Source organism: Kribbella antiqua, from assembly GCF_004345665.1.
Classification (GTDB): domain Bacteria; phylum Actinomycetota; class Actinomycetes; order Propionibacteriales; family Kribbellaceae; genus Kribbella; species Kribbella antiqua.
Genome location: NZ_SLWR01000020.1, coordinates 17,798 through 44,687, shown reverse-complemented (window position 1 = coordinate 44,687; position 26,890 = coordinate 17,798). Strand labels below are relative to the sequence as shown.

General features: G+C 67.9%; 25 protein-coding genes, 1 tRNA gene and 1 pseudogene. 14 read left to right on the top strand and 13 right to left on the bottom strand.

Features of this window, described 5'->3' with window-relative positions; translation table 11 throughout:
• The first annotated feature begins 17 nt into the window (after nucleotides 1-17).
• Nucleotides 18-533 carry a histidine phosphatase family protein gene (locus EV646_RS37615; protein ID WP_132157426.1) on the top strand — a complete coding sequence of 172 codons (516 nt, stop codon included), beginning with the start codon at nucleotides 18-20 and terminating at the stop codon, nucleotides 531-533.
• On the opposite strand, the gene EV646_RS37610 is transcribed toward EV646_RS37615, so the two are convergent.
• Complete coding sequence (locus tag EV646_RS37610) at nucleotides 530-1,426, bottom strand: endo-beta-N-acetylglucosaminidase H (RefSeq protein WP_132157424.1); 897 nt, start codon at nucleotides 1,424-1,426, stop codon at nucleotides 530-532. The two genes, EV646_RS37615 and EV646_RS37610, sit on opposite strands and share 4 nt — an antisense overlap.
• A gap of 163 nt (nucleotides 1,427-1,589) precedes the next feature.
• Here EV646_RS37610 and EV646_RS37605 point away from each other — a divergent pair, with 163 nt between their 5' ends.
• The 6 genes and pseudogenes from EV646_RS37605 to EV646_RS37580 all read left to right on the top strand — a co-directional run bounded on the left by EV646_RS37605 (nucleotide 1,590) and on the right by EV646_RS37580 (nucleotide 7,244).
• Nucleotides 1,590-2,879, top strand: a complete 1,290-nt coding sequence (locus EV646_RS37605; protein WP_132157422.1) for an MFS transporter — start codon at nucleotides 1,590-1,592, stop codon at nucleotides 2,877-2,879.
• A gap of 1 nt (nucleotide 2,880) precedes the next feature.
• Nucleotides 2,881-4,035, top strand: a complete 1,155-nt coding sequence (locus EV646_RS37600) for an anhydro-N-acetylmuramic acid kinase (protein ID WP_132157420.1) — start codon at nucleotides 2,881-2,883, stop codon at nucleotides 4,033-4,035.
• Between the two features lie 181 nt (nucleotides 4,036-4,216).
• Nucleotides 4,217-4,735, top strand: coding sequence for an AAA family ATPase (locus tag EV646_RS37595; RefSeq protein ID WP_241996587.1), 519 nt, complete (start codon nucleotides 4,217-4,219; stop codon nucleotides 4,733-4,735).
• Nucleotides 4,736-4,769: 34 nt separating this feature from the next.
• Entirely contained in the window at nucleotides 4,770-6,062 is a 1,293-nt protein-coding gene (locus EV646_RS37590) for a DNA polymerase III subunit beta family protein (RefSeq protein ID WP_132157418.1), read from the top strand.
• Nucleotides 6,059-6,388, top strand: a pseudogene (locus EV646_RS41100) (MFS transporter); the annotation flags it as partial. The gene EV646_RS37590 and the pseudogene EV646_RS41100, both read left to right, overlap by 4 nt.
• A gap of 22 nt (nucleotides 6,389-6,410) precedes the next feature.
• Nucleotides 6,411-7,244 (top strand): MFS transporter, encoded by an 834-nt coding sequence (locus EV646_RS37580; RefSeq protein WP_132157416.1) that lies wholly within the window; start codon nucleotides 6,411-6,413, stop codon nucleotides 7,242-7,244.
• A 58-nt stretch (nucleotides 7,245-7,302) separates the two neighbouring features.
• Here EV646_RS37580 and EV646_RS37575 read toward each other — a convergent pair whose 3' ends face one another.
• Entirely contained in the window at nucleotides 7,303-7,842 is a 540-nt protein-coding gene (locus EV646_RS37575) for a GNAT family N-acetyltransferase (RefSeq protein ID WP_199237473.1), read from the bottom strand.
• 73 nt (nucleotides 7,843-7,915) lie between these two features.
• Between EV646_RS37575 and EV646_RS37570 the strand changes: the two genes are divergently transcribed.
• Nucleotides 7,916-8,515, top strand: coding sequence for a DJ-1/PfpI family protein (locus tag EV646_RS37570; protein WP_199237471.1), 600 nt, complete (start codon nucleotides 7,916-7,918; stop codon nucleotides 8,513-8,515).
• Entirely contained in the window at nucleotides 8,515-8,991 is a 477-nt protein-coding gene (locus EV646_RS37565; protein ID WP_132157411.1) for a MarR family winged helix-turn-helix transcriptional regulator, read from the top strand. The genes EV646_RS37570 and EV646_RS37565 overlap by 1 nt, the downstream gene beginning before the upstream one ends.
• On the opposite strand, the gene EV646_RS37560 is transcribed toward EV646_RS37565, so the two are convergent.
• The gene (locus EV646_RS37560; protein WP_132157409.1) at nucleotides 8,969-11,470 is read right to left on the bottom strand and encodes a polysaccharide lyase family 8 super-sandwich domain-containing protein; all 2,502 of its coding nucleotides are present in this window, start codon (nucleotides 11,468-11,470) and stop codon (nucleotides 8,969-8,971) included. The two genes, EV646_RS37565 and EV646_RS37560, sit on opposite strands and share 23 nt — an antisense overlap.
• Before the next feature lie 131 nt (nucleotides 11,471-11,601).
• On the opposite strand from EV646_RS37560, the gene EV646_RS37555 reads away from it, so the two are divergent.
• The gene (locus tag EV646_RS37555) at nucleotides 11,602-11,994 is read left to right on the top strand and encodes a hypothetical protein (RefSeq protein WP_132157407.1); all 393 of its coding nucleotides are present in this window, start codon (nucleotides 11,602-11,604) and stop codon (nucleotides 11,992-11,994) included.
• Here the strand turns inward: EV646_RS37555 and EV646_RS37550 are convergent.
• Nucleotides 11,971-14,028: a DUF8094 domain-containing protein gene (locus EV646_RS37550; RefSeq protein WP_132157405.1), complete on the bottom strand. Its 2,058-nt coding sequence runs from the start codon at nucleotides 14,026-14,028 to the stop codon at nucleotides 11,971-11,973. The genes EV646_RS37555 and EV646_RS37550 overlap by 24 nt on opposite strands.
• Nucleotides 14,029-14,211: 183 nt before the next feature.
• Here EV646_RS37550 and EV646_RS37545 point away from each other — a divergent pair, with 183 nt between their 5' ends.
• On the top strand, nucleotides 14,212-14,802 hold the full coding sequence (locus tag EV646_RS37545) for a TetR/AcrR family transcriptional regulator (RefSeq protein WP_158291124.1): 591 nt from the start codon (nucleotides 14,212-14,214) through the stop codon (nucleotides 14,800-14,802).
• A 212-nt stretch (nucleotides 14,803-15,014) separates the two neighbouring features.
• Here the strand turns inward: EV646_RS37545 and EV646_RS37540 are convergent.
• Nucleotides 15,015-15,088 (bottom strand) — tRNA-Gly (locus EV646_RS37540).
• 365 nt (nucleotides 15,089-15,453) lie between these two features.
• Between EV646_RS37540 and EV646_RS37535 the strand changes: the two genes are divergently transcribed.
• A complete protein-coding gene (locus EV646_RS37535) occupies nucleotides 15,454-15,897 on the top strand; it encodes a MarR family winged helix-turn-helix transcriptional regulator (RefSeq protein ID WP_241996586.1) in 444 nt (147 codons plus the stop codon).
• Between the two features lie 215 nt (nucleotides 15,898-16,112).
• Nucleotides 16,113-16,688: a dCTP deaminase gene (dcd, locus tag EV646_RS37530; protein WP_132157401.1), complete on the top strand. Its 576-nt coding sequence runs from the start codon at nucleotides 16,113-16,115 to the stop codon at nucleotides 16,686-16,688.
• A 93-nt stretch (nucleotides 16,689-16,781) separates the two neighbouring features.
• On the opposite strand, the gene EV646_RS37525 is transcribed toward dcd, so the two are convergent.
• From EV646_RS37525 to EV646_RS37510, 4 genes are all read right to left on the bottom strand, one after another.
• Nucleotides 16,782-18,263 carry a PQQ-binding-like beta-propeller repeat protein gene (locus EV646_RS37525; protein WP_132157399.1) on the bottom strand — a complete coding sequence of 494 codons (1,482 nt, stop codon included), beginning with the start codon at nucleotides 18,261-18,263 and terminating at the stop codon, nucleotides 16,782-16,784.
• Between the two features lie 123 nt (nucleotides 18,264-18,386).
• Nucleotides 18,387-18,590, bottom strand: a complete 204-nt coding sequence (locus tag EV646_RS37520) for a hypothetical protein (protein WP_132157397.1) — start codon at nucleotides 18,588-18,590, stop codon at nucleotides 18,387-18,389.
• 90 nt (nucleotides 18,591-18,680) lie between these two features.
• Nucleotides 18,681-19,490: a DUF4097 family beta strand repeat-containing protein gene (locus EV646_RS37515; RefSeq protein ID WP_241996585.1), complete on the bottom strand. Its 810-nt coding sequence runs from the start codon at nucleotides 19,488-19,490 to the stop codon at nucleotides 18,681-18,683.
• A gap of 14 nt (nucleotides 19,491-19,504) precedes the next feature.
• Complete coding sequence (locus EV646_RS37510) at nucleotides 19,505-20,263, bottom strand: hypothetical protein (protein WP_132157393.1); 759 nt, start codon at nucleotides 20,261-20,263, stop codon at nucleotides 19,505-19,507.
• 100 nt (nucleotides 20,264-20,363) lie between these two features.
• Here EV646_RS37510 and EV646_RS37505 point away from each other — a divergent pair, with 100 nt between their 5' ends.
• The gene (locus EV646_RS37505; protein WP_241996584.1) at nucleotides 20,364-21,158 is read left to right on the top strand and encodes an SDR family NAD(P)-dependent oxidoreductase; all 795 of its coding nucleotides are present in this window, start codon (nucleotides 20,364-20,366) and stop codon (nucleotides 21,156-21,158) included.
• A 99-nt stretch (nucleotides 21,159-21,257) separates the two neighbouring features.
• On the opposite strand, the gene EV646_RS37500 is transcribed toward EV646_RS37505, so the two are convergent.
• From EV646_RS37500 to EV646_RS37485, 4 genes are all read right to left on the bottom strand, one after another.
• Nucleotides 21,258-22,160 (bottom strand): galactose-binding domain-containing protein, encoded by a 903-nt coding sequence (locus tag EV646_RS37500; protein ID WP_132157389.1) that lies wholly within the window; start codon nucleotides 22,158-22,160, stop codon nucleotides 21,258-21,260.
• Between the two features lie 10 nt (nucleotides 22,161-22,170).
• Nucleotides 22,171-23,748: an alkaline phosphatase D family protein gene (locus tag EV646_RS37495; protein ID WP_132157387.1), complete on the bottom strand. Its 1,578-nt coding sequence runs from the start codon at nucleotides 23,746-23,748 to the stop codon at nucleotides 22,171-22,173.
• Nucleotides 23,749-23,869: 121 nt separating this feature from the next.
• A complete protein-coding gene (locus EV646_RS37490) occupies nucleotides 23,870-24,643 on the bottom strand; it encodes an SCO4651 family lipoprotein (RefSeq protein ID WP_132157385.1) in 774 nt (257 codons plus the stop codon).
• Between the two features lie 88 nt (nucleotides 24,644-24,731).
• Nucleotides 24,732-26,885, bottom strand: a complete 2,154-nt coding sequence (locus EV646_RS37485) for a (Fe-S)-binding protein (protein WP_132157383.1) — start codon at nucleotides 26,883-26,885, stop codon at nucleotides 24,732-24,734.
• Nucleotides 26,886-26,890 lie beyond the last annotated feature (5 nt).

Genomic DNA, 26,890 nt, shown 5'->3' with positions numbered 1-26,890 from the left:
AGATTGGGTGTGAGGTTATGAAGCTGATTTACGAGACGCACTCGATCACCGTCGACAACGAGCACGGCATCGCGACCGGCTGGCTGCCAGGGGAGCTCTCTGCGGAGGGCCGAAGGGGCGCGAACGAGCTGGGTGCGCGCCGGCGAGCTGTGGATGTCGTGTTCAGCTCGGACCTACGGCGAGCCGTCCAGACTGTTGAGCTCTCCGGATTGACCGTGCCGCACTTCCAGGACTGGCGACTGCGCGAGTGCAACTACGGCGAACTGAACGGCGCGCCTCGAGCTGCCCTCGAGCCCCGGGCCGACCGGGTGGATGATCCGTTCCCGGGTGGACAGAGCTACCGCGACGTACTCGAGCTGACCCGCTCGTTCCTCGCCGACCTCAAGCGCTGGTACGACGGTCGGACGGTCCTGGTGGTCGCGCATTCCGCCAACCGCTGGTCGCTGGACCACCTCCTCGGCAGCGGTGCATCGCTGGAGGAGCTGGTCGCAGCACCCTTCGATTGGCAACCCGGCTGGGAGTACGACGTCTAGGGCGTGTAGACGGCCGTGCTGCCGTAGAGCTTGGTGGTGAACGCGGAGATGTAGGTGTGCGTGTCCGCCGCAGTTAGGTTGTAGGTGAGGAAGACGCCGTACCCCTCGTCCACTGTCCGTTGGGCCAGGCTCGCGGCGGTCGACTGGCTGGTGCCGGTGTACGACACGGCGGCGGGGGACAGCCGGGACTTCTCGCTCGGTCCGCTCGGCACGGACCACGTGCCGTAGTACGGGTTCCAGGCGTAGTCGAAGGTCTCCGCGACGCTTACGCCGTTGTAGCTCAGCCGATCCGAGGCCGGGCCGATGTCGTAGAGCGTGATCAGCTTGTTCGGCAGCTTCTGGCGGAGGGCCTGGACCAGGTAGACGAACGAGAAGTTGTTCGGCTGGCCGGTGCCGTTGTTGCCGTACTCGGCGTACTCGTCATCGAAGTCGATGCCGTCCAGCCCGTACCGGTTGACCGCGTCGGCGAGCTCCTGGGCGAAGTCGTCGGCGGCCTGCTGGGTCGGGAAGTTCGCGAAGCCGGCGCCCTGGTGGTTGCCGAGGATGGACAGCAGGACCTTGATGCCCTTCTGCTGCAGGGGGCGGACCTGGGTGGCCACGTTGTCCAGGACGTTCTGCACGTTCTCGTTGAAGTACAGGTATGCCTTGGTGCCGTCGTAGTTGATGTTGGCCGCGAAGATGACGGCGAGGTCGAAGACCTGCGCGCCGCCCTTGGCGAGCGTGTACTTCGCGGCGTTCGTCATGCTCTCGTTGTTGACCTCGACGTACACCACCGAGATCGGGCCGGTCTTCGCGCGCGGGCGCGGCTTCGCTTGTGCCTGGGTTGGCAGGACGACGCCGGCGGAAGTCGCGGCGATCGCTGACAACAGGGTTCTTCTGCGGATCGGGCTCATCGGTCAGCTCCTGGTCTGCTGGGCGGGGCAAACAACTAAACCGGTATAGCAGCCCCGATCTTCGACGGCCGGGGACACGCTGTCAAGCGGGGGTCGCGCACTGGGAATTAATAGACGAAGATGGCTGACGGGAGGGGAAAAAGTTTCGGTCGATGGGAATCCGATGAGCTCAGTTGGTCAGATCACCTCGAACCCCCGGACCAGGAGGTCTCTGGTCGCCGGGACGGTCGGGAACTTCGTCGAGTGGTACGAGTTCGGCGCCTACGGCTTCTTCGCGACCGTGATCGCCGCGAACTTCTTCAGCAGTACGTCGACCAGCGACGCCGAGAGCCTGATCAAGACCTACGCCTCGTTCGCGCTGGCCTTCTTCTTCCGGCCGATCGGTGCCGCCGTGTTCGGCCGGATCGGCGACCGGATCGGCCGGCGTCCGACGCTGATCCTGGTGTTGCTGCTGATGACCGGGTCGACCACGCTCATCGGCGTACTGCCGACGTACGCGACGGTCGGTGCGGCGGCGCCCTGGTTGCTGACCGCGGTGCGGGCGCTGCAGGGGTTGTCGGCGGGTGGCGAGTTCGGTGGCGCGGTGTCGATCATGACCGAGTTCGCCCCGAAGACGAAGCGAGGACTGTACGGCGCTTGGCAGTCGTTCACCGTGGCGCTCGGGCTGCTCACGGGGGCCGGGCTGGCGGCGATCCTCGCGACCGCGCTGAGCAAGGGCGCGCTGAACGACTGGGGCTGGCGGGTGCCGTTCCTGCTGGCGTTGCCGCTCGGTCTGGTCGCGCTGTGGTTGCGGCTCCGGCTCGACGAGACGCCGAGCTTCTCCCGGGTGTCTTCTGACCGGCAACCGGCTTCGAAGGCTGAGGTGGCGAGGGCCATCGCCCTGGGGATCGGTCGGCTGATGGGCTGGTCGGCGGCCGGATACACCTTCCTCGTGGTGATGCCGTCGTACTTGCAGGCCACGTTGAACGCGACGTTCGAGCAGGCGCTGGTGGCGACGGTGCTGGCGAATGCCGGGTTTGCGGCGTCGATCATGCCGGCCGGCTGGCTGAGTGACCGGAGCGGGCGGCGGCCGGTGATGGTGGCCGGGGCGGCGCTGGTCGTCGTACTGGCGTTTCCGTTGATGAATCTGCTGCAGGACAAGGAGTCCGGGAACGCGGCCAAGGGAATCGCCGTGTTCGTGGCCGGGCTGGTCGTCGGGCTGATGGCTGGGCCGGGTCCGGCGATGCTGGCGGAGATGTTCCCGACGCGGGCTCGCTACACCGGGCTCGGGCTGGCGTATTCGCTGTCGAACGCGGTGTTCTCGGGGTCGGCCGGACTGATCATCACCGAGTTGATCAAGCGGACCAAGAACGTGGACATCCCGGCGTACTACGTTGTGGTGACCTGCGCGGTGAGTGTGGTCGCACTGCTCACGCTGCGCGGAGACGACCATCGACGGGAGTTGCGGGACTGAAATGCGAGTGATCGGCCTGATGTCCGGGACGTCGTACGACGCCATCGACGCCGCGGCGGCGGAACTGCGGCTGGACGGGGACCGGCTGGTGCTGAGTCCGCTGGGGATGCTCAGCCGGCCGTACGACGACGGGTTGCGGGCGGCCATCGCCGGATCGTTGCCACCGGCAAGTACGTCGATGGAGGACGTGTGCCGGCTGGACACCGGGATCGGGCAGGCGTTCGCCGAGGTCGCGCGGCAGGCGGTCGAGCAGTTGTGTGGCGGGCAGGCCGATCTGATCGTGTCGCACGGGCAGACGTTGTTCCACTGGGTCGAGGGCTCGACAGTCCGCGGGACGCTGCAGCTCGGGCAGCCGGCGTGGATCGCGGAGGCGACCGGGGCGACGGTGGTGTCTGATCTGCGGGCGCGCGACGTCGCCGCCGGTGGGCAAGGTGCACCGCTGGTGAGCATCATCGACGTACTGTGGCTGCGCGGACGGTCCGGCGTACCGGTTGCGCTCAATCTCGGCGGAATCGCGAACATCACGGTGGCTCGAGACGAGCCTGTTGCGTTCGACACGGGGCCGGCGAACGCGCTGATCGATGCTGTGGTCGCGGAGCTGACCGGCCGGGCATTCGACGCGGACGGTGTGATGGCTGCGCGCGGGCAGGTGCACGCTGCGTTGTTCGAGCGGTTGCTGGCGGAGCCGTACTACGGTCGGCCCGCGCCGAAGAGCACGGGCAAGGAACTGTTCAACCTCGCTTATCTGGCCCGTTTCATGGAGGGGTTGCCTGAGATCCCGGCTGAGGACCTCGTGGCGACGGTGACTGCGCTGACCGCTCGGACGGTGGCGGACGCCGTACGGCGGTATGGCGGGACTGAGGTGATCGCGGCGGGCGGCGGGATCCGCAATCCGGTGCTGATGCGTCAGCTGGCGGCGGAGCTCGGGTCGTTGCCGTTGCGATCGACGGACGAGCTGGGGTTGCCGTCGGCGGCGAAGGAGGCGCTGGCGTTCGCCGTACTCGGGTTTCTGACCGTGCATGGGCTGGCGGGGACGGTGCCTTCGTGCACCGGTGCGCGGCATGCTCGGGTGCTCGGCTCGATCACTCCGGGCGTCCGTGGGCCGTTGGTTTTGCCGCGAGATGTGGGATCTCCGGTGAGTCTTTCGATCGAGTGACCCACACCCAGTGTCCCGCGTGCGGGGTAGCTTGGCGCTGCTGACGCCCATGCACGCACCTCGCGACCGTTGAGAAGCGTCCACGATGAACCCCGCATCGAGGACGCTTCTCAACGGCCCCGATGCACGCACCTGGACGCCACCATCGCTCAAGCTACCCCGCACGCGGGACACTATGTCTGTGACGAGGTTGTTCGTGGTGACGGGAGCGCCGGGCGCCGGGAAGACGACGGTTGTGCCGGAGCTGGTGCGGCTGAATCCGGGCGGCCTGGTCGTGATGGACATGGACGAGTTGCTGGACGATCACGGGCGGTTGCTCGGGATCGACATCGCCAGTCCGACGGCCGCGCCGATCTGGCCGGCGTACAACGCGCTCTGGTTGCGGATCACCGAGCTGATCCGCCGGTCCGGGATCGCCGTACTGCTGCTGACGCCGGGGCTGCCGGCCGAGTTGCCGGAGGGTCGCTGGCTCCATCTGGACTGTCCGGACGACGTACGGCGGAAACGTCTGGCGGTGCGCGGTTGGCGGGACGCGGAGATCGAGGAGGCGCTTGCTGATGCCGCCGAGATCCGTAAGCACGTGCCGCGGTCGGTGCGCGGCGACGTCGCGCCGGAGCGGTCCGCCAAGAAGATCCTGGAGTGGGTCCGCGGCGAGAAGCTCGGCCGCACCCTCAGCCTGCTGGGACGGCTCCGGCCTTGACCTTCGGGTTGCTTGAGGGCTGAGGGTCGACCGCATGTTGACGATCAGTGAGTTCGCCCGGCTGGTGGGTTTGGCGCCCAGCGCGCTCCGTTTCTACGACGACTGCGGCCTACTACCGCCGGCTCAAGTCGACGACAGCAACGGCTACCGCTATTACTCACCGTCGCAGGAGCCCCGAGCTCGCCTACTCCGCGACCTCCGCGAGATCGACCTTCCACTGGCCGAGGTCCGGGTCGCGCTGGACGCGACTCCGTCCGAGCTGGCGTCCCTCGTACGGGCGCATCTCCGCACCGTCGAGGCGAAGACGGCTGCCGCTCGTGCCGCGGCTGAACACCTCTTGACTCAACTGCTCGCCGATCGGACCACGGTCACTCTCGGCGGTCCGGAGCTCGCGAGCGCCTTCCGCCAGGTAACCCCCGCAGCCGCCCTCCCACCCGCCCCCACCTCCGCCTCGACCCCCGCCTCCGCCTCGACCCCCGCCTCCGCCTCGACCCCCGCCTCCGCGTCCGCCTCCGCCCCCAACCCCGCTCCGGCCTCCGCCTCCGCCCCCAACCCCGCTCCGGCCTCCGCCTCCGCCCCCAACCCCGCTCCGGCCTCCGCCTACGCCCCCAACCCCGCTCCGGCCTCCGCCTCCGCCCCCAACCCCGCTCCGGCCTCCGCCTACGCCCCCAACCCCGCTCCGGCCTCCGCCTCCGCCGATGGTGTGTCGGAGGAGTTGTTGGTGGCGCTTGAGTGTGTGTTGATCGAGCTGGCGCCGGACGAGGTGAGTCTTGTTGCGACTGACCGCTACCGGCTTTCGGTTCGCACGGTCCAGCCAGTGGACTTCAGTGGTCCTTCGGCTCGGTTGCTGGTGCAGGCGTCGGAGTTGGTCGCGTTGAGCAGGTGGGTGGCTGCGGCAGAGGTTGTGCGGATCGAGGTTGGGTCGGAGGGTGCGGCGTTCGTGCGGGACGGCGAGGTGCGAGAGCTTGCCGTCGTTTCGGCGGAGTATCCGGCGTACCAGCAGATTCTCGACGGGCTGACGCCGCCGGTGTGCCGGGTGGTGGTGGATCGGCCGGCATTGCTGGCTGTGCTCGAGGGGCGGGAAGTTGTTGCCTTCGACATCGATTCGGCGGAGTTGCGGATCGACGGTGAGGTCAAGCTCGAGGTGATCGGGTCGGGTGCGGTGCGGATCGGGTTCACCGCATCGCTGCTCGCGGCGGCTCTGGATGCGAGTGTCGGGCCCGACGTACTGCTGGAGATCTGCGCGCCCGACCGGCCTGTCGTCGTACGCTCCGCCGATCAGGGCACGTTCACCACGCTGGTGATGCCTGTCCGCCTCGACGGGTGAACCGGTCCTACTACGGCTGGCTGGCAGGTTCGGCACTCTCGGCATTCGGCGACACCGCGCTGTTCTTCGCCCTCGGCTGGGCGGCGACAGGCATCGCGCCACACGTCGCCGGGCTGGTGCTGACCGCCTTCACCCTGCCGCGCGCCGTACTCCTCCTGCTCGGCGGCGTGCTCGGCGACCGCTGGGGTCCTCGCCGCGTCCTGCTCGTCTGCTCTGCCGTCGTCGGCACGTGCTGCTTCCTGTTGTCTTTTGCCGTCCAGCTTTCCGGCACGACGGCCGGCCTGCTGCTGGTGACCGCGGCGGTCATCGGGACGGTCGACGCGTTCGCCCTACCCCGCAGCAGGCTCCTTGCCCCGCCTGTTCTTCCGCGACGACGAACTGGCGAAGCCGATGGCGCTCAACACCTCACTCAACCAACTCGTCAGGCTTGTCGGTGGACCGGTGAGCGGACTGCTCGTCGCCGCGGTCGGCTTGGTCGGGGCGCTGGTGGTCGACGGGTTGAGCTTCGTGGTCGAGTTCGTCGTCCTGCTCGCGATCAGACCGCCGTACGACGTGAGGCCTCAGCTCGAGCGGACATCGGTACTGCGGGAGGCCGCGGACGGGATGCGCGTCGCCTGGGCCGATCCGGTGCTTCGGGTTGTCCTGCTCGTGGTCGCGCTGGTCGCCGCCTTCGTCCTGCCGGTGACGTCGCTGTGCGTGCCATTGCTCGCGCGTACGCACGGATGGACGGCGATGCAGACCGGCCTCGTCGTCGGCGCATCCGTTGCCGGCGGGTTGCTCGTGACGTTGACCGTCGCCCGGCTCGGCACCTGGCAGCGCCCTGGTTTCGTCGCCGGCCTCGGCTGTCTGCTGGCGTCGGCCGGGATCGCCGTCCTCGCGTTGTCCCCAACCGTCTGGACCGCCGCGACTGCCGGGCTCGTCCAGGGAATCGGCGTCGGCATCTTCACCTCACACCTAGCCCCACTCTTCGTCCAAAGCACTCCCCGCTCCCACCTCACCCGCCTCCAGTCCCTACTGTCGCTAGCCCAAACCATTCCCCTGATCCCCTCCACCAACCTCCTGGCCGCCCTCAACCCCCACCACGCCCTAACCCTCAGCGCCACCACAACGACCCTCGCCGCCCTAGCCCTCCTCCACCTCCAACCAACCCCACTGCGGTTTCCGGAACATAAATTGCGCTGAGCGCAAACTATGTTCCGGAAAGCAGCCTCCATCGGAGGCCGATGCCGCCTGGCGCGGCTCAGCGTTCGTCCTCGCGCCCGCGGATCAGCTCCGCGGCGACGTCGATGCCATCCGGTTCGCCGAGCGGCTCCTGCAACACGGCTCGGCGCGCCGCGGCGGGTGCGAACTCGATCTCGAAGGTTGGGTAGTCGGGTTGGGGGCAGGGGAGGCCCTTGTAGCCCAGGTGTTCGTAGAAGGGGGCGGCTCGTTCGTGGTGTGCTTGCCATTCGAGCCAGCGGACTTGGGTGGCTGCCCACTCGACTACCGCGGCGACGAGGGCTCGGCCGATGCCGGTACGGCGTTGGGTTGGGTCGACGTACAGGTCGTGGAGGCGGCCCTGGTGACGGCGGCCGGCTCGTAGGTGGGGGCCGTAGTTCTGTACCGCGGCGTAGCCGAGCAGACGGCCGCCGTCGTCGTACCCGAAGATCGCCCACCGCGGATCCCCCATCAGCTCCGCGAAGACCGAACGCGCCTCCGCCTCGCCGAGTTCGGTCCCAAACCCCTGCAGCAACGGCCACAGTTCGTCCCAGTCGTCCGGTGTCACTCGTCGCACGCTCACAGCCGCAAGCGTTACAGGAGATGAACTCATTGAGCTATTGACAACATGTTGTCGTAGTGACAGCATGTTGTCTATGAGGACAGTTTATGTGGCGGTTTATGAGACGTGGGCGGACTGGGAAGTTGGGCATCTGCTGGTTGAGCTGCGGACGGGGCGGTTCACCGGGGAGCAGTGGCGAGTGGTGACGGTGGGGGAGTCGGCGGAGCCGGTGGTGAGTATGGGTGGGGTGCGGATCGTTCCGGACGTGGTGCTGGCTGAGGTCGAGCCTGAGGGTGGGGATCTGCTGGTGCTGGCTGGGTCGGCTCAGTGGGATGAAGGCGGTCACGCGGCGTTTGCGGAGCTGGCGCGGCGATTCCTGCATGCAGGCGTGCCCGTTGCGGCGATTTGTGGTGCGACGAGCGGGCTGGCGCGGGCGGGGATTCTTGACGATCGCAGGCACACGAGCGCGGCCCGGGAGTATCTGGAGTTCAGCGGTTACAAGGGCGGCGACAAGTACGTCGACGAGCGGGCTGTGGTTGATGGTGATCTGATCACGGCTGGGCCGGATTCGCCGGTGCAGTTCGCGCGGGCGGTGCTACAGCGGCTGGGCCTCGCGTCGGAGGCCAAGCTGGACGCGTACGAAGGTGTGTTCCACCGCGCCGACCCGGCCGCTTACCCGGTGCTCGTCGGCTGATGACGGTTCCCCCTCGCGACGAGTGGCCGACTCCGGAGTCGGCGTCGGAAGGTGGTGCGCTGTTGACCGACGTCATCATCGCCACCTTCCGGCTGAACGCGCGGCTGATGGAAGCCGCCCAGGACCTGGCCGCTCACGGCGGACTGACCGCCGCGTGGTGGCAGGTCCTCGGCGGCGTACTGGACCAGCCGCACACGGTGGCCGAGGTCGGCCGGACCATGGGCGTGAGCCGACAGGGCGTGCAGCGCATCGCCGACCTGCTGGTCGAGCGCGGCCTGGCGGAGTACAGGCCGAACCCAGCCCACCGCCGCGCCAAACTGCTCGCCTGCACCGAGGCCGGCTACTTGGCCATCCGGAAGATCTCTGTCGCGCAGCACCCCTGGACCACGCAGCTCAGCAAGAGCGTCGACCTGGATGAGCTGCGTACGACGCTCGCCACCATGCAGACGCTGATCACCAAGCTGGAAGAAGGCTGACCGTCAAGCTCCTTCCATACGTGTGGTGAGTGTCGAAGGTCAGCCGCGTCCCCGTCGCCGTACGCACAACCTGTACGCCGGGCGCCGCGCCCCTGAGGTACTGGCCCCAGAGGTTGACGGTGATGGTGTCGCGGGCAGTGGTGGGGTCGGAGACGGCAACGGTGACGGCGCTGGATTGGCGTTGGAGCAGGACGGATGCGGGCCCGTCGATGCTCAGACCGGGCAGGTTGTGTTGCCCCGGGGCGAAGGTGTTGGCGCCGGTCAGGCGCAAGCCGAGATGCTGGATCGCCTGCAGCCGCGGGGTGTTCGAGAGCACCACGACCCGTCCATGCTGGTAGGAACGAAGCGCGGATTCCGTTGCGTTAGGCACCAACGCGTAAGCGAGAGACCGCTTCGACCCGGCCGGCTGTGCGACGGTCAACCCGAACACCTGCTTGCTGACAGCCGTGTCCGGATTCGACGTCCGAACCACCCGCCGGCTCCGCGTCACCTGCCGCAGTTCGACCGACACCTGACTCGCCTGCAGGAAGTAATACCCGAGCGCCACCCCGCCGTTCGAGTACCGCAGCCACCGCGGATCCGTCGTACCCGTCCCGCTCCACGCACCGCCATCCCGTCGTACGCCGGTAATCGCGACGGCGTCACCAGTCGCGGCGATCCGCGTGTCGAGCGTGGTCGTCACCGGCCGGCTGTCGTCGCCGACGCCAGCGGCCAGTACGACGATCTCGTCGTCGAGCATGAACCAGGACTTGGTCGCCGAAGCGTTGCGGTAGACAACGAAATCGTCCGGCAGGATGTCGCGCGACGCATAGGCGAAGTCGCTCGACTGGATCCAGCCGGCCGTGCCATAGGCATCTAGCGTCGCGCCACCCGAGTAGGTGTTCGTGCCGACGGGGAAGTACACGTAGGCGTTCTGCGACTCCGACGACGACGTGAAGTTCAGTGGATGCGAGGGGTTGCTGTAGTACGGCGTCCCGTACAGCTCCGGGATCGTCTTGCGCACCTCGACCGGAGCGGTGACACCGCCGAGCGCGTACGGCGAAACGGTGGTGAAGTAGTCGACGCCGTACGACTGGGTCTGGTCCTGACCGGCCAGATAGAGATAGTGCGCGCCGTCGCCCTGGAACCACGGCAGCAGGTTCTCGCCGCTCATGTACTCGTACTTGCTGATCCGCTCCGAATTGCGGGCCAGCGCGAAGGCGTAACCGGGCCGGCGGTGGACGTTGCGTTCCATCGCGTTGAACGCCGTACTGCTCGAGGCCGGGTTGAGGTCGGCCGGCACGATCGCGGGGTCGGCCTTGAGGTCGGCGAACCGCGCGACACTCACCGGGGAGACGAAGTTGGCCGGGTTGATCGTCGGGCGCGCGGTGTACTTCGCGAACGACTTCAACCGGGCCGCGTCGTCGCCGGTCGCGTAGTCGGCCAGGTCGACGATCGCCTCGACGACGACCGCCACGTCGTCGTACCCGGTCGCGGTCCGGGACACCGCGCGGCCCTTGACGATCTCCATCATCCAGCCCTCGAAGATCAGCGGCGCGAACCCGTGCTCGACCCAGCCCTGGACCACGCCGACCAGGTCGTCACTTTGCGCGTACTCCGTCCCGGCGAGCACCTTGATCGTCTGCACGACCCGGCTGAGCAGGGCCTTCCCGTACGAGCCGGTGTAGGCGACGGACGAGTGCTGGATGAAGGAGCCGTCGGCGTAGTACCCATCGGTGACGCCGTGCTGGAGGTTGTACGGGTCGACGGTGGCGAAGACGGTGAACTGGTCCTGCAGCGCCTTGCGGATCCGCGCGTCGTCGCCCATCAATGCACCCTGCAGGACGCGGTTGGCGGTGATGTCGACGAGGTTCGCGCCGGTGTGGAAACGCGAGTCGAGGTCGACGTCGCCGTCCTTGCCGTTGCGCAGATAGGCGTCCATCGAGGGCACGTACTGCGTGACGAGTGCGGCCGGAGCATCGAGGAGCGCCAGCGTCTTCGACACGAAGGTGGAGATGCCGATCTCCCAGGTGAACCAGTTGCCGTAGTACCCCTTCGACTGGTCGCCGTAGTAGTTCTCGTGCAACCAGACGAGCTTCTCGGCGATCCGTTGCCGGACCTGCTCGTTGCCTTGCAGGTCGGAGGCCGGGCCCGGGCGTTTGGTCGCGAGGGCGATCTCGTAGAGGTGTTGGTACGACGCACTCAGGTTCGGATCGCTGGTCCCGAGGGGGAGCCCCGCGAACAGCTCACCGGTGCCTGCGCGATCCATCGCGCTGAGCCAGGTCCGGGCCGTCGAGTCGAGGGCGGCGAGCTTGGCGGCGACTTCCGGACGGGCGTTCGAGTCCGCCGTCCCGGCGTAGATCGCGACCGCGTTGGTCAGCAGTTGGCTCGCCATCGTCGTGGCTGAGGTGGTGGCGCGGGCGGTCGGTGCGGGGTTGACTGCGGTCAACAGAGCGGTGGCGGGGACGAACGACAGCAAGCGGCGGCGGGTGATGTCCACTGATACTCCCAGGCGGATGGGAAAAACCTCACCCCGGGAGTCAATCAGCCGGAACTATCCTTCGACAACCGTTTGCCGTTCATTTCCGGAACGGCGTGGACGGGCGGAGACCGCCGTGACATCGTTCCGCCGTGACTACACAGACCTCGCCTGACAGCCGCGTCGCGTCGGTGCTCCGGTTCAGCACCGAGTTGATTGCCTGGGTGGCGACGCCGTGGGCGCTGGCGCCGTACTCGATCGTGCTCGCCGTCGCGTCGGTCGTCGTACTGATTGGTCTGCCGAGCGTATTTCAGACGTCAGGCGACAAGGCCCGCGTTGTCGTCGCGGTGCCTGGGTTCGTCACGGTCCTGCTGGTGTTGTTGCAGCTGGTCGCGGCGGTCGTGTCGTCGTGGGTTGCTTGGCCGACTGCGGTTGCTGTCGTGGTCAGCGTGCTTGCGGTCGCGTGTGTGGTGGCCGAGCAGCCGCGGTGGCGCTGGCTGCTCGACCGAGGGTGGGGGCGCTCAGGCGCCGCCGCCGCCGACTAGCTGGCCGTCGATGGAGAGGACGCGGATCTTGCCGCCCGCTGCCTTGGTGGGGATGACCAGCGCGACCTGGTGCAGGTAGTCCTGGTACAGGCTCTGGGTGTACTTGACCATCTTGCTGAATGCGGTGACGTCACCGCTGGTCCAATAGGCGTTCGACCCCGGCTCGACCCGCTGCAGGTACTGCTCGGTGAGAGACAGAAAGACCAGCGCCTCGCCGCTCGAGGTGATGAACGTCAGCGGCTCGCCGGACATCTTGAACGTGTCGACGACGCTGGCGATGTACGACTCCTTGACGTCCCTGACCTTCGAGGTGGCCCGCTGCTGCAGGAGCTTCGTCGTACCGGGGGAAGGGGTGAACAGCGTCGCCTTCGGGGACGTCGCGCCGCCGGAGAGGTAGGTGGCGAGGTTGGCGCCGGCCGAGGCGGGCGTGCTGTACAGCTTGTCCAGGTCGGCCTGCTCCGGCGTCCGCAGTCCCTCCATCGAGGGCACGTTCATCGTCTTCAGCGGGTAAACGGAGTTGGTCAGCAGCCAGGGCGCACCCGCGCTCTGCCGCTGCCAGACGCCGAGCTCGATGTTCTCCGGCGCGGTCGAGACACCGGCGGTGACCACGAACCGCATCGGATACGAGCTGAACGCCGGCGCGCCGATCTGCGGATTGGTATAGGTGAACGGCTTGATCAGGTCCTTGCCGGCAGCATCCGTCGCTTTGCTGATCACGAAACCGGCCCGACTCTGCGCCAGCGTCGGGTTCCCCTCGATCGTTTCGGTCAGCTTGGGGTTGCGGGCCTTGTTCGCCTGGTTGTTGATCTGGTTGTACCGCTGGACGACGGCCTTCGCGTCGGCGACCGTGACGGCCGGCTTGGTCTCAGGGGTCGCGGCGCTGACCGTGTTCTTGGCCGGGAGCAGGCCGCAGCTCGTTGTCGTGAGCAACAAGGCGCCGCTGGCCAGCAGCGCGGCGGTCTTCTTCACCGCCTCGTCGCTCTTCTGGAACTCCGGCGACTCCTCCAGCGCCACCGTCTCCGGCTCTGCATCGTCCTTCTCGGACGTCTCGTCGTCGCCTGGCGTCTCGTCGTACGACGCTCGGCCTTCCTGCACCGGGATGTCGTCGTACGACGATTGGCCGTCGTACGCCGGGCGGTCGTCGTACTCGGGCTCGTCGTCGGCCACGCCGACCGCTACCAGGAACGCGGGGGACTTCGCCTTGGCCTTCGCCACGTCGGCCGGCTTCATCAGCATCGGCGCCTCGTTGATCGGCGAGGCGAGCTTCGGGACCTCTGCCTCGCGCGCTGCCACCGGCTGAATCGCTGGGGCGGCCTGGACCACTGGGATCGGCGCGGGCTGGGCCGGCGGGGCGATCACGGCCGGCCGGGCCGGCTGAGGCGCGGGCGGACGGTGGACCACAGGGGTCCGAACCGGTGCTGGAGCGACAGCGGGGCGGCGGCGGAAGGTCAGCATTAGGCCAATAGTAAGGAGCAGGATTCCGGCGCCGAACACCAGGAGGCAGATCCCGAACAGCCGGTGGACCTCGACTCCGAACCGCACCTGCGCGTCCACGGCCGGCGTGCCGTCCGCGTTCATCACGACGACGTCGTACCGGCCGTCCTGGATCGGCCAGGCGACGGATTGCTTGCCCGAGCCAACGGATTGGGCGACCCACCAGTCGAGGTCGCCGGGCGGGGTCAGCTTGGCGTCGCCGCCGCGCATGTCCTGCGTGTCGAACCGGGCCGGCATGTCGAAGCGGATCAGCCGCGTGTGCGCGGAGCCGGCCAGGTAGTCGGAGACATCCAAGTCCTGCCCGACGCCCACGAACACCGGTCTGTCGCCGGTCGCGGTGACGTGCAGGATCGGGCCGTGCCGGTCCAGCAGGTCGGGGGCGGTGATGACGGCCAGGCCCTTGCTGGTCAGCTGCTGGTTGTCGGTGGTGACGGTGTTGTCCGGTCCGACCAGCCAGAAAGCGGCTGCGGCGCCGGCGAACGTGACCACCAGACCGGCCAGCGTCAGCACCAGGCCCAAGGCGGTGCGGGCGAAACGCATTGAAGGCTCCCGTTGGTACGACGAGCCCGGCCCGCGGACGGGTGGGACCGGGCAACGAGCGCCCGCTGGGCCCGTTTTCGGGGTCCCGTCGTTCACCCGTTGCCGTGAATAACTGATCGAACAAAGATCTGTTACTGTTTCATGAATTAACGAACGGCCATTCATAAACGGGGAGGCGACGCGGTGGCTCGTCCGCGGCTGGTCAGCGACGACGCGATCCTGGACGCGACCCGCCAGGTCCTGGCCGAGCTGGGGCCGACGAAGCTCACTCTGGCGGCGGTCGGTGCCCGGGTTGGGCTGGCGCCGCCGACCCTGATGCAGCGGTTCGGCTCGAAGCGCGGTCTGTTGCTCGCGTCGGCCGCCCGTTCGCCGCTGATGGTCCTGCACGGAGTCGAGGAGGCTGACGGTCGCAACACCTCGCCGCTGGCGACCCTGCGGGACTTCGCCCTGACGGCCGTTGCCCACATCAAGCACCGCGAGGAGCTCGGCAACGGGCTCGGGTTCGTCCAGCTCGACGTCGCCGATCCCGAGTTCCGGCAGCACGCGCTGGCGCAGTCGGCCGCGATCGTGGACAGCTGCACCCGGCTCTATCGAGCCGCGCAAGAGGCCGGCGAGCTGCGTCCGGACACCGACGTACCGGCGCTCGCCCGGCACACCTTGGTCTGTTTCAACGGTGCCCTGCAGGTCTGGGCCGTGAATGGCTGGGGCTCCCTCACCGAGTTCCTCACCGAGCAACTCGACTTGATGATTTCGCCGTACCTCGTTCGGCAGTGACGTTGTTCTTGGGTGTGGTGGTCACCCACCTGAGGACCGCGCGCCTCCTGACCGAATCCGAAAAGGTGTCTGCGGCAACGATTCGTAGGTCAGGCGTTTGAGAGATGACCGATCAGGCAACATCGGCACGTAACGGGCACACGGCCGGTATCAGGTCACCAATATGACGAAGCCCCGGGTCAGAAACTTGCCTCTGACCCGGGGCTTTGCTGTGGAGCGGGTGACGGGAATCGAACCCGCACTGTCAGCTTGGGAAGCTGATGTTCTGCCATTGAACTACACCCGCAAGCCGGGCGGACCCGGCAGGCGGAGAAGAGCATAGCCGATCGGCCGAGCCGGAGCCACGCCGGGTCCGCGCGGCGGCGTCGACGTCTGTCGACTTTGTGCATGGCGTCCGTACGGCGGAGTCCGCGCGACGCGGATGTGGTGCACAAAGTCGGGAAGGTGGTAGGGGAAAAGGTCGGTACGGCGGTTTGGCGTGGGGGTTCCGGGGGAGTTTTCCACAAAGGGCACGCTCAGGACTGGGCAGTTTCGTCATCTTCTGGCAGATTAGAACGCGTTGCCGGGGGCAACATTCGACGCAACACGTGAGGATGCGGTCCTCACCAGGACCGGACAAGATGGTTGCGGGGCAACTGGATGAAGGGGTGAATGGTGGCAACAGACACGAGTGACGCGCTGGACAACCTGGAGAAGGAGCTCGTCACGTTCGGCCGGCGGCTGCGCAGTCTGCAGCGGACCTTGTCGGACGAGGCGCATCCGGACCTGGAGCCGGCGCAGTACGCGTTGCTGAACCACGTCGAGGAACTGGCACCAGTGCGGATGGCCGACCTGGTCGCCGCGCTCGAGGTGGACAAGGGGCCGGTCAGCCGGGCATGCGCGCGGCTGGAGGAGGAGGGTCTGCTGAAGCGGGCGGCCGACAAGTCGGACGCGCGGGCGACCTTGCTGACCCTGACCGCGGCGGGCAAGCGCAAGCTGGCGGCGGCCCGGAAGAAGCGGCACAAGGTGATCGAGGATCTGCTCAAGGACTGGTCGCCGGCGCAGGTGAAGACCTTCGCCAGCCAGGTGTCGCGGTTCAACAAGCTGGCCGGCTAGTTCGTTGCCTCAGGCCCCCGTTGGGTCTCCGGTGCGCCGCAACGGTGCCGGAGCTGGAGGGGCCGGAGGTGCTCGGGAAGCCCGGAGGCGTGGTCCCGCCGGAGAGCTGAGGGCTCCGGATGACTGGTCGCCGGGTACCGGGGAGCCGGTACAGGGGTGAGGCGGATACGAGGTTCAAACTGGGCGGGGAAGCAGCACGCTGCTAAGTTGCGTTCGTGCTGCTCTCCGACCGTGACATTTTGGCCGAGCTCGACGCGAAGCGGGTCCAGCTGGATCCGTTCGATGCTGCGATGGTGCAGCCGTCGAGTGTCGACGTACGGCTGGACCGGTTCTTCCGGGTGTTCGAGAACCACAAATACCCGCATATCGACCCGGCCGAGGAACAGCCCGACCTGACCCGGATGGTCGAGCCGGAGGGGGACGAGCCGTTCATCCTGCATCCCGGTGAGTTCGTGCTGGGATCGACATACGAGCAGGTCACGCTGCCCGACGACGTGGCGGCGCGGCTGGAGGGGAAGTCCTCGCTCGGCCGGCTCGGGCTGCTCACCCACTCGACCGCGGGGTTCATCGACCCCGGCTTCTCCGGGCACGTCACGCTCGAGCTGTCGAACGTGGCGACGCTGCCGATCAAGCTCTGGCCGGGGATGAAGATCGGCCAACTGTGCTTCTTCCGGCTGTCGTCGCCGGCCGAGCACCCGTACGGCTCGGCGAAGTACGGCTCCCGGTACCAAGGCCAGCGGGGTCCGACGCCATCGCGCTCGTACAAGAACTTCCATCGTACGGACGTCTGAGCACAGCCCGGTTCGAGACCGGGCCGTCAGATCAGGCAGTTCGGCACGACAAAGGCCCCGGACGAATCCGGGGCCTTTGGCAAGCTCGGCTGATCAGGCGGTCGGCGCCAGTGCGATCAGGATGGTCTGGAGGTCGTAGCTGTTGCCGCCCGCCGGCTGCAGGTAGACACCGCCGTACTGCGTGACGGCATCCGGCGACTGCGTCTTGCCGTCGTACAGCGACATGTCCGAACCGTTCGCGCTGCCCGGGTCGCTGCCCTGCGACGGCGTGCCGGTAGGAGTCGCGCCCTCGGTCGGCGTCGCGCCGGTGGTCGGAGTGGCGCCGGTGGTCGGAGTCGGCGTGGTGGTCGGTACGTCGTTACCGGTCGCCGCGTCCATCAGCACGGGCTGTGCCTCGGTCTGCGCGTAGACGATGCCGTGGAACGCCGCGGTGACTGTGGGCACCACCCGGTTCGCCGACTTGTCGGTGTATCCCCAAGCCTTCTTACCGGTGGTGTCGTCGAAGCCGAGGATCTCGCTGCCGCCGTTCCCGCCGCCTGTGCAGACCACCGCCTTGGCCTGGTCGCCCCAGCACTTGGCGTTCACGCGGTCGGTAGTGAGGGACCACTTGGTCTGGACGACGGCGCCGGTGGCGAGGTCGACCGAGTAGATGGCGCTGCTGTACTTGTCGTTGCCGACGTACATGTTCGAGGAGAGGTACGCGCGCTGGGAGCCGCTGCCGGTCGGGTTCAGGTAGTCCTGCTTGGTCGGGACCTGCTTGGTGATCTTGCCGGTCGCGCCGTCGGCGAGCACGACGGTGCCGTCGGCCGCACCTTCCTGGTTCTTGCCCTTCGCACCGGCCACGACGCCGTTCAGTACGCCGGCCGGGGTGACCAACGGGATGACGCTCGACTTCTTCGTCTTCGGGTCGGCGTAGACCGTGAAGACCTCGCCGCCCTTCTTGGCGGCCTCCTGGCCGTCGGCTCCGACACCGACCACGATCTGTCCGGTGGCGGCGTCGTACGACTGGCTCACTACGTCGTCGCCGCCTTGGCCGGGGCCGAGCACCGGCGTGAGGTCCGCGGTGACCTCGGCAACCTTCTTGCCGTCGGTCGCGTCCAGCCACTGGAACACCACCTGGCCCTTGGCCTTCTGGGTGCCGTTTCCTTCGTCCTTCTGGACGTAGGCCATCGCTACGACGTCCTTGCCGTCCAGCTGGACGCCCATCGGTGCGGTCAGGTCAAGCGTCTTGGTCGTGGCCGCGGGATTGGCCTGGGCCGTCCACGGGTCGCCTTGCGCGGCAATGTTGCGGCCCGTGACGCCGGTCTTCCCGGCGATCAGCGAGGTCTGGCCGACCATGCCGGCCTTCAGCGAGTACTCGTTGTCGTTGGGGGTGCGCGGGATGCCGAACGCGGACGCCGCAGCGAAAGCCTTGGGTGGGTCGAAGGAGGCGACTGGCGGCGCCGACGGGGTGGTGGCGGTACTCGCGCCACCTCCCTCGGGCGTCGTACTGGACTTGTCGTCCTTGCCGCCGCAACCGGCCAGCAGGACGACGGCGGCGGTGGCTGCGGTGACGACGGCCATCGGGCGCTGCATCGTTGATTACTCCCCTAGTCGACCCGGTAAATGATCGGCTCGAACGCTAGCAGTGGCTGCGGGTCCCCATGGTCACCAGACCCAGTCGTTGCAGCAAGTTGCACAGCGCGGCCGCTGGGCCGGTCATCGGACGACCGACAATCCGGTCCGGCGGTGGCGCGGCTGCGGCTCCAGCCGGTCGGCCATTTTCCGCAGCACGACGGCCAGTTCGTGCCGCGGCCCACCGACGCGGTCGGCCCTCGGTCCCTTGCGCAGTGCCCGGGCGTCGGCGGCCCGCAACTGCTCGGCGACCTTGTAGCGTGCGATTTCCTGGTGTTCGGTGATCATCGTCCTTGCTCCCCTCAGAGTGGTTTTGGCAATGCTTCGCCCAGGTCCCGCCGAGCGTGCGGCCGGCGGAACCTTCTGGCGCTTCGTGCTTCAGGCCTTGACGACGCTGATGTCGCCGGAGACCGTGCGGGCCCGCAGCATCAGTGCGCGGTCGCCCTCGGCCGGCTTCTCGCCGGGCTCCAGCTCGCACCGGATCCGCCCGGTGACGGTCTTCAGGTCCAGATAGGCCGGCAGTCCATCGGGTACGCCGATCCGGACGTCGCCGCGGGCCGTCTCGGCCTGAACGCTCGGCCCTTCGGCGCTCTCGACCGTGACGTCACCGGACCCGGAGGTGGCGACCGAGTGGTCGCGGATCCGCTCGATGGTGATGTCACCCGAGCCGACCTTGACCGTGGTCGGTCCGGCCGCGTCGCCGATCCGGACGTCACCGGAGCCGGTGCTCAGCCCGATCGCGTCGGCGGCCTCGTTGATGTCGATCGAGCCGGAGCCGGTGCCGGCCCGGAGCGCGCCGGCGACGAAGTCCACTTTGACGTCACCGCTGCCGGTGCTGACTCCGAGGTCGCCTTCGACTCGCTCGAGTCGTACGTCACCGGAGCCGGTCGACAGCCGGGCCGTGCCCAGCGACGTGTGGGCAAAGATGTCACCCGATCCGGTCTTGATGCGTGCGTCCAGGGTCTCCGGAGTAGCGATCCGGACCTGGATGTCCGGGCCGCGCCGGACGTTGCGTGGACCCTCGACGATCAGCTCGCCGTCGTGCACCTTGAAGACGACGTCCTCCTCGGAACCGCCGTCGACCTCCAGGGAGACCTCGGTCTGCTCGCCATCGGTCGGGACGATCTCGACCCGGCCGGAGCCGATCTCGATCCGGACCCGCTCGATCTCGCCGGGCTCGGCGGTCATTTGGCTGCTCGAGCTCACTGGACCCACCCCGTCATCCGCTGACCCGGGCCGTGTCCACCGTGTCCCCGGCCGCGATCCCGGCCGCGGTCACGATCCCGGCCGCGGTCGCGGTCCCGGCCACGCCGGCCGCGCTCGGGTCCGAAGACGCCCTCCTCGCCGAAAGGTCCGCCCGGGCCGAACACGCCGTCCGGTCCGAACACGCCATCGGGGCCGAGGGGACCGTTCGGGCCAAGCGGTCCGTCGGGGCCGAACACTCCGCCGCGCGGTGAGCGCGGGGGCCGGGGTGGGCGCGGGCCGCGGCGGCCGCGGTCGCTCAGCTCGGTCATCACGGTGCGCATCAGCCACGCGTTCGAGGAGATGCCCTCGGCCGCGGCGGCCTCGTCCACCTTGTTCTTCACCGACATCGGCAGCCGCAGCGTGATCCGCGCGGTCGGCTCGTCGGCCTCCGGTGCGAGCGCCTCGGTGGCCTCGGCATCGGTCTCGTCGTCGTTCAGTTCGTCGTCCGTGTCGTCGGGGCCGGTCAGCTGGCTCGGGGCCGGCGTGACCACGAACTCGGGACGGCCGCCAGCCATCCGGAGCTCGACCGAACCGGGGGACAGCTCACGGCTGATCTCCCCGGCGGCGTCGGACAGGGCTGAGATGAGGGCCAGCCGGCCCGCGTCATCCAGCGTGGCTCCGAGGCGCTGGGCCACGGAGCGAGTTTGGTCGTCGGCCAGGGCGGTCGCGTTCTCCACGCTCCGCCGTACCGACTCGAGATAGTGATCAAGTTCCATGACTGCAACTATGACGTCATCGTGACGTCACTGTCAACCCCTTCTGATGTCATCCTGCCGCCGAGGCAGAATGGGGCGCAGTCGACGAGAGGGAGAGAGCGTGTCCAGAGGGGTACTTGTCACCGGCGCCTCGAGAGGTGTCGGGGCGGCGGTCGCGAAGGTGTTCGCGCAGGCCGGCGACCGGGTTGTGCTGCATTGCCGCGGCGCGGTCGATCGAGCCGAGGAGGTGCGCTCCGGGCTTCCCGGCGACGGGCATGCGGTGGTCTCCGCCGACCTTGGCGATTCGGCCGCAATCCCTGCCCTGGTTGAGGAATCGGCCGTCGCGCTCGGACGGATCGACGTACTGGTGAACAACGCCGCGCTGTTCGTCGACGAGCCGGTTTCCGGGTCCCGCCGGATCGGGCATCCGCTGGCCGAGACGTCGTACGACGAGTGGGTGTCGACGTGGCGTCGTACGCTCGCGGTGAACCTGGAGGGAGCGGCTCACCTGACCTGGTGCGTGGCCCGGCAGATGCTCGACAAGGACCCGGCCGAGGGCGTACGGCGTGGTGCGGTGGTCAACGTGGGGTCGCGCGGGGCGTTTCGTGGCGAGCCCGACGTGCCGGCCTACGGTGCGTCGAAGGCTGGTTTGCACGCTCTGGGGCAGTCCTTGGCGGTATCGCTGGCGCCACATGACATCACCGTGACGTCAATCGCGCCCGGATTCATCGCCACCGACATGACCGAGGCGTGGCTGGCCGGGCCCGAGGGAGACTCGATCCGCGCCCAGAGCCCGTTCAACCGCGCCGCCACCGCCGAGGAGGTCGCCCAGGCGATCTACTGGCTGGCCTCCCCAGCAGCAGGCTGGTCGAGCGGCGCCGTCCTCGACTTCAACGGCGCCTCCTACCTCCACTGATCGGGTCGACATTTGACTGGTCACCCAGCCAAATGTCGGGTTCGCCCTCCGAATACTGCTGGGGAACCCACAAGCTCATGGGTGGACCCACCAAATGGGTCAGCTGGCGAAGACCTCGAGCTCGACGATGCGGGAGTAGGTGTGGTCGTTGCCGTCGAGGCAGAGGATGCGTACGGCGTCCGCCTGGGCCGGAGCGAAGGTCGACGTGACGTGCCCGACCGTGTTGCCGCGGACCTGCGCGACCGTCGTCCACGTACGCCCGTTGCGGACCTGGACGTCCCAGTCGCGCAGGCCGACGCTCTTCGCCGGGTACTTGGCCGAGTCCAGCGTGTAGAGCTCGACCCGGCTGATCGTGGCTGGCTGGAACAGCGCGACGTCGTAGGTGTCCGGGAAGGCCGCGCGGGTGCCGTCGTTCCAGCCGGTCAGGGTGTCCCAGTGCTCGGGGTCCTTGTCGCCGTCGACCGCGCCGCAGAGAAAGAAGTTGCCGTGCGTCGACGAAGCGGCCGCCTGCTCGCCGAGCGCGAGGTTGTCGCCAGGGCCCTTGGGTGGCAGGGGATTCACCGTCACCGGAACGGTCAGCTCGGTCTTGTCGACCTCGAGGTCGATGGCATAGCTGCCGGGCTGAGTGTCGCGGGGGACCCGCACCTCGACCGGAGCCGACACCGGCTGGTCGGGGTCGACCGCGGGGAGCCAGGAGGAGAAGAGCCGGCGGGACAGTTGCAACGGGCCACTCGGGTCGAGCGTCAGGTCGGCGTACCGCGCCTCGCTGCCGGTGTTGGTCATCGTCAGGTTGAGGTTGCCCGGGAAGCAGGGCAGGCCGACGACGCTCAGTTGCTCCGGCTGAACAGCGATCTGTACGTCGCTCGGTCGCTCGAGCTCGGCCGGCTCCGCGGCGGGCGCCGTACTGCCAGTTGTTGCCCCGAGCATCGAAATGGTGGTGGAGGCGACCACGGTCGCGGCGACCGAGGCGACCAGGATGAAAGCCGAACGGCGAGTGCTCATCGCTGTCTCCTCAGACGCTCTGGATTCCCGGGCGCCCGTCCTCGACGAGGAGCTTGGCGCGGGTGCTGACGGTGCCGTTCGGGACGCTGACCTTGTCGACCACGCGATAGTCGGAGATCCAGCGCTGCGGAGTGATGTTGCAACTGACGTAACCGCGCTGGAAGTTGCCGAACTTGATGTGCGGGTTCTCCTTGAGCAGGGTCAGTCCGCCCGGGTCGAGGTCCATCCCGTCGATGCCGGACGAGATCGACGTACCGACGAACTCGCTGCCGACGGTCGGGGAGTCCGGGTTGGTGAAGTCCAGCTTGAGGTCCGAGGCGACGCTGCGGTGCAGGTCGCCGGCGATCGAGACCAGGTTGCGGACGTTGCGCTGAACGGCGCCGCCGAGGACGCGGTCGCGGGACGCCTCGTAGCCGTCCCAGGTGTCCATCGGGACCAGCACCTCCGGTCCGTCCTTGGTGTCGAGGCGGGCGATCGCGGTCTGGTGTGCGAGGACGTTCCAGCGCGACTGCGAGGCCGACCAGCCGTCGAGCAGCCACTTCTCCTGGGCGTCGCCGGTGATCGTGCGCGCCGGGTCCTTGGTCTCCGGGCCGGGCGCCTTCGTGCCATCGCCGTACGCCTGGTCGGAGCGGTATTGGCGGGTGTCGAGCACGCTGAACTCGGCGAGGCGGCCGTACCGGATCCGCCGGTAGAGCTGCATGTCCGGACCGTTCGGCAACTGAGCGAACCGCAGCGGCATGTGTTCCCAGTACGCGCGGAACGCGTTGGCTCGCCGCACCAGGAACTGCGCGGGCGGTGCGCTCGGATGCGCCTCGTCGGCCCAGTTGTCGACCACCTCGTGATCGTCGAGCGTGACCACCCAGGGCGCGGCCGCATGCGCTGCCTGCAGATCGGGATCCATCTTGTACGACGCGTATCGCACTCGGTACTCGTCCAGCGTCACGGTCTGCTGGGTGATGTAGGGCTCGTTCGAATGCGGCCGGATGCCGCGGTCGATCCCGAACTCGTAGATGTAGTCGCCGAGGAAGAACACGACATCGTGGTCGCGCTTGGCCATGTCGGCGTACGCCGTGTACCAGCCCTCCCACCACGCCTGGCAGGACGCGAACGCCAGCGACATCTCCGGGACGACCGCGTTGGGCGGCGGCGCGGTCCGGGTCCGGCCGACCGGGCTGAGCTTCCCGTTCACGCGGAAGCGGTACCAGTAGTGCCGCCACGGACGGAGCCCTCGTACGTCGACGTGGACCGAGTGGCTCGACTCGGGTCGCGCGAGGGTCGTGCCCTGGCTGACGATCCGGCGGAACTGCTCGTCCTCGGCGACCTGCCACTGGACCTCGACCGGGCGACGGTCCATGCCGCCGAACGGTGCGAGCGGCTCGGGCGCGAGCCGGGTCCAGATCACCACCGCGTCCGGCAGCGGGTCGCCCGACGCGATGCCGAGGGTGTACGGATCCCGTCGGTCGACCGGGCCGGTGGCGCCGGCTTTCGCCGGTTCGACCTCGGGGAGACTGCCGGTCAGCGCCATGGCGGCCGCCGCTCCGGTCACGGTCAGGAAGCTTCGTCGAGTACTACCAACGCGCACGTTCATCGGCACCCGCCCACTCGATCATCCGAGCTGATCACTTCTCCGACAGGTAAGTTGCTACCTGACTAACGTCACGTTACGAGAACTTCTCACGAGCGCCTGTGAAATGACCGGATCCGGCCGCTCAGCGACTGACGACCTTGCTGGCCGGCGGCGCCGAGATGCTGACCGGCTTGTTGTAGTCGGACATCGTCATGACCATGGACACCCCGCTCAGGTCGAACGAGAGCCGGCGGACCAGGTGCGCCTTGTCCATCCACAGGGAGTAGGTCAGGGTCTTCGGCACACCCGCCGGCACCTTCTGTCCCTGGGCGGCGAGGGCCTTCTTGGTGTCGACCGTGACGTCGTACCGGTCGAGCTTCTGGCCGCCGATGGTCTCCGAGCGGACGAACTTCACCGTGGTCAGCGCGCTCAACGAGGAAAAGAGCTTGGTCGGGTCGCCGTTGTCGACCAGTGAACGGACCTCCTCGGCCTCGGCGCCGGTAGCCTTCGCGTACTTGCCGGCCGGAGTCACGCCCGGCATCGAGACGTAGAGCGTCTTGTTGACGAGGATGACCTTCATCTTCTTGCCACCGAACGCCTGGCCGGCAGCTTCCATCGTCATCGCCGCCGGCTTGGCGGTCTGTACACCGTCCATCGTCAGAACGGTGGCGCCGTTGGCCGTCATCGTGCCGGTGATGTGCCAGGACTTCTGCTTCGTCAGCGCGGTGTTCATCGCCGGGACGAAGGTGACCCGGTTGAGACGGACCACCGGCGCCGCCTTGAGAGGCGCGGCGGTCGTCGCGGCGGGCGCGGACGGCTTGTAGCCGGTGGCTTCAGGATTGTCGTTGCCGCAGGCGGCCAGGCCGAGGGCCAGTGGCAGCGCGGCGACGGTGGCCATGGCGGCGCGGAGCTTCATGAGCGGATTTCCTCCCCAGGTGGTGCGAGCCGATGGATCTTATGGGCTAGACCAGCTGGAGAGGAAGACCATTTGCAGCTTCTTGCAGTTAGCTTTCCCCACGCTTCACCGAAGCGAGGAGGAGTTGGGCGACGTCCTGGACCTCGACGGACTCGCGGGCCGAGCCGTCGGCCTGCTTGGCGGTGAGGCCGTCGGACAGCATCACGCGGCAGAACGGGCAGCCGGTGGCGATCTTGTCGGCGCCGGTGTCGACGGCTTCGGTGGTGCGGTTGAGGTTGATCCGGGTGCCGATCTTCTCTTCCATCCACATCCGCGCGCCGCCGGCGCCGCAGCAGAACGACTTGGTCTTGTTCCGCGGCATCTCGGCGTACTCGGCGCCGGGGATGATGTCGAGCAGTTCGCGCGGGGCGTCGTACACCTGGTTGTGGCGGCCGAGGTAGCACGGGTCGTGGTAGGTGATCTTCTGGCCGTTGAGTGAACTGTCGGTCGGGGCGACCGGGGTCAGCTTGCCCTCGCGGACCAGCCGGTTCAGCAGCTGGGTGTGATGGATGACATCGAGCTCGACGCCGAGCTGGGAGTACTCGTTCTTCAGGGTGTTGAAGCAGTGCGCGCAGGTGGAGACGACCTTCTTGGCGCCGGTCTCCTTGAACACCTCGGCGTTCTGCATCGCCAGCTGCTGGAAGACGAACTCGTTGCCGGCCCGTCGCGCCGGGTCGCCGGTGCAGGTCTCGCCATCACCCAGTACGGCGAAGCTGACGCCGGCGATGTTGAGCAGTTCGGCGACGGCCTGGGTGGTCTTCTTCGCGCGGTCCTCGAAGGCGCCGGCGCAGCCGACCCAGAACAGGTATTCGACCTCGGCCAGCGTCTCGACATCGGTACCGACCTGCTTGACCTCGAAGGGCAGGTCCTTGGCCCAGTCCATCCGGCCGGACGGGTTCATGTTCCACGGATTGCCCTTGTTCTCCAGGCCTTTGAAGAGCCCGTTCAGCTCGGACGGGAAGGACGACTCGATCAGCACCTGGTAGCGGCGCATGTCCATGATGGCGTCGACGTGCTCGATGTCGACCGGGCACTGCTGCACGCAGGCGCCGCACGACGTACAGGCCCACAGCGCTTCCTCGTCGATCACGGCGACGTCGGCCGGACCGACCAGCGGCTTGTCCTGCTCGGCCAGCACCAGCTCGGGCAGCGACTTGCGGTCGTCGTCGGAGGAGGCCAGCAGGTACGGCGCCTTGGCGTACGCGTGCTCGCGCAGGTTCATCATCACCAGCTTGGGTGACAGCGGCTTGTCGGTGTTCCAGGCCGGGCACTGCGACTGGCAGCGGCCGCACTCGGTGCAGGTGGTGAAGTCGAGCAGGCCCTTCCAGGTGAAGTCCTCGACCTTGCCGACGCCGAGGGCCGCGTCCTCGTCCAGCTCTTCGATGTTCTCGAAGTCGATCGGGGCGCCGTTGACCATGATCGGCTGCAGCCCGCCGAGCGCCGTACCGCCGTCGGCCTTGCGCTTGAACCAGATGTTCGGCCAGGCGGTGAACCGGTGCCAGGCCACACCCATGGTCGCGTTCAGCGAGATGGTGATCATCCAGGCGAACGAGATGATGATCTTCACCATCGAGACCAGGTAGATCCCGTTCTCCAGGCCGTGCTCCGACAGCCCGCCGAAGAAGGCGTCGCCGATGAAGTACGTCGTGGGGAAGTGGAACTTCGACACCCCGCTGAGTTCGTACTCGAGCCCGCGCAGCAGCAGGATGCACGCGAGTACGCCGAGAATCGTGTACTCGACGTAGTACGCCTGCCAGGCGGTCGAGCCGAAGAACCGGCTGTAGCGACCCTCGGAGCCGCGGGGCAGATGCCGCAACCGGATCAGGATCAGCGCGGCGATCGACACCAGCCCGGTGCAGGTCAGCGCCTCGCTCGCCCACTCGAAGACGAACCAATGGCCAATGATCGGCAACGCGAAGTGCGCGTCGAACAGCTGCCCGAACGCCGTCACCAGGGTGAGGAACAGCCCGATGAAGCCGAACGCGACGAACCAGTGCAGTACGCCGATATGGCTCCACTGCAGCATCCTCGTGTGGCCGAGCGTCTCCTTGACCAGTACGGCGGTGCGCTGCCCCGGCCGGTCGGTCCGGGAGACCGGCTGACCGAGCTTGATGACGGACACGATGTGCCCGATCGTCTTGCCGAACAACGCGACACCGACAGCGGCGATCGCGAGCGAGACGACGATGGCGAGGATCTGCATACCAG

What these genes read in the sequence shown, in the direction of transcription:
- EV646_RS37615 (WP_132157426.1), top strand. Translation starts at nt 18, where the DNA reads ATGAAGCTGATTTACGAGACGCACTCGATCACCGTCGACAACGAGCAC.
- EV646_RS37610 (WP_132157424.1), bottom strand. Translation starts at nt 1,426, where the DNA reads ATGAGCCCGATCCGCAGAAGAACCCTGTTGTCAGCGATCGCCGCGACT.
- EV646_RS37605 (WP_132157422.1), top strand. Translation starts at nt 1,590, where the DNA reads ATGAGCTCAGTTGGTCAGATCACCTCGAACCCCCGGACCAGGAGGTCT.
- EV646_RS37600 (WP_132157420.1), top strand. Translation starts at nt 2,881, where the DNA reads ATGCGAGTGATCGGCCTGATGTCCGGGACGTCGTACGACGCCATCGAC.
- EV646_RS37590 (WP_132157418.1), top strand. Translation starts at nt 4,770, where the DNA reads ATGTTGACGATCAGTGAGTTCGCCCGGCTGGTGGGTTTGGCGCCCAGC.
- EV646_RS37570 (WP_199237471.1), top strand. Translation starts at nt 7,916, where the DNA reads ATGAGGACAGTTTATGTGGCGGTTTATGAGACGTGGGCGGACTGGGAA.
- EV646_RS37565 (WP_132157411.1), top strand. Translation starts at nt 8,515, where the DNA reads ATGACGGTTCCCCCTCGCGACGAGTGGCCGACTCCGGAGTCGGCGTCG.
- EV646_RS37550 (WP_132157405.1), bottom strand. Translation starts at nt 14,028, where the DNA reads ATGCGTTTCGCCCGCACCGCCTTGGGCCTGGTGCTGACGCTGGCCGGT.
- EV646_RS37535 (WP_241996586.1), top strand. Translation starts at nt 15,454, where the DNA reads ATGGTGGCAACAGACACGAGTGACGCGCTGGACAACCTGGAGAAGGAG.
- EV646_RS37525 (WP_132157399.1), bottom strand. Translation starts at nt 18,263, where the DNA reads ATGCAGCGCCCGATGGCCGTCGTCACCGCAGCCACCGCCGCCGTCGTC.
- EV646_RS37520 (WP_132157397.1), bottom strand. Translation starts at nt 18,590, where the DNA reads ATGATCACCGAACACCAGGAAATCGCACGCTACAAGGTCGCCGAGCAG.
- EV646_RS37515 (WP_241996585.1), bottom strand. Translation starts at nt 19,490, where the DNA reads ATGACCGCCGAGCCCGGCGAGATCGAGCGGGTCCGGATCGAGATCGGC.
- EV646_RS37510 (WP_132157393.1), bottom strand. Translation starts at nt 20,263, where the DNA reads ATGGAACTTGATCACTATCTCGAGTCGGTACGGCGGAGCGTGGAGAAC.
- EV646_RS37500 (WP_132157389.1), bottom strand. Translation starts at nt 22,160, where the DNA reads ATGAGCACTCGCCGTTCGGCTTTCATCCTGGTCGCCTCGGTCGCCGCG.
- EV646_RS37495 (WP_132157387.1), bottom strand. Translation starts at nt 23,748, where the DNA reads ATGAACGTGCGCGTTGGTAGTACTCGACGAAGCTTCCTGACCGTGACC.
- EV646_RS37490 (WP_132157385.1), bottom strand. Translation starts at nt 24,643, where the DNA reads ATGAAGCTCCGCGCCGCCATGGCCACCGTCGCCGCGCTGCCACTGGCC.
- EV646_RS37485 (WP_132157383.1), bottom strand. Translation starts at nt 26,885, where the DNA reads ATGCAGATCCTCGCCATCGTCGTCTCGCTCGCGATCGCCGCTGTCGGT.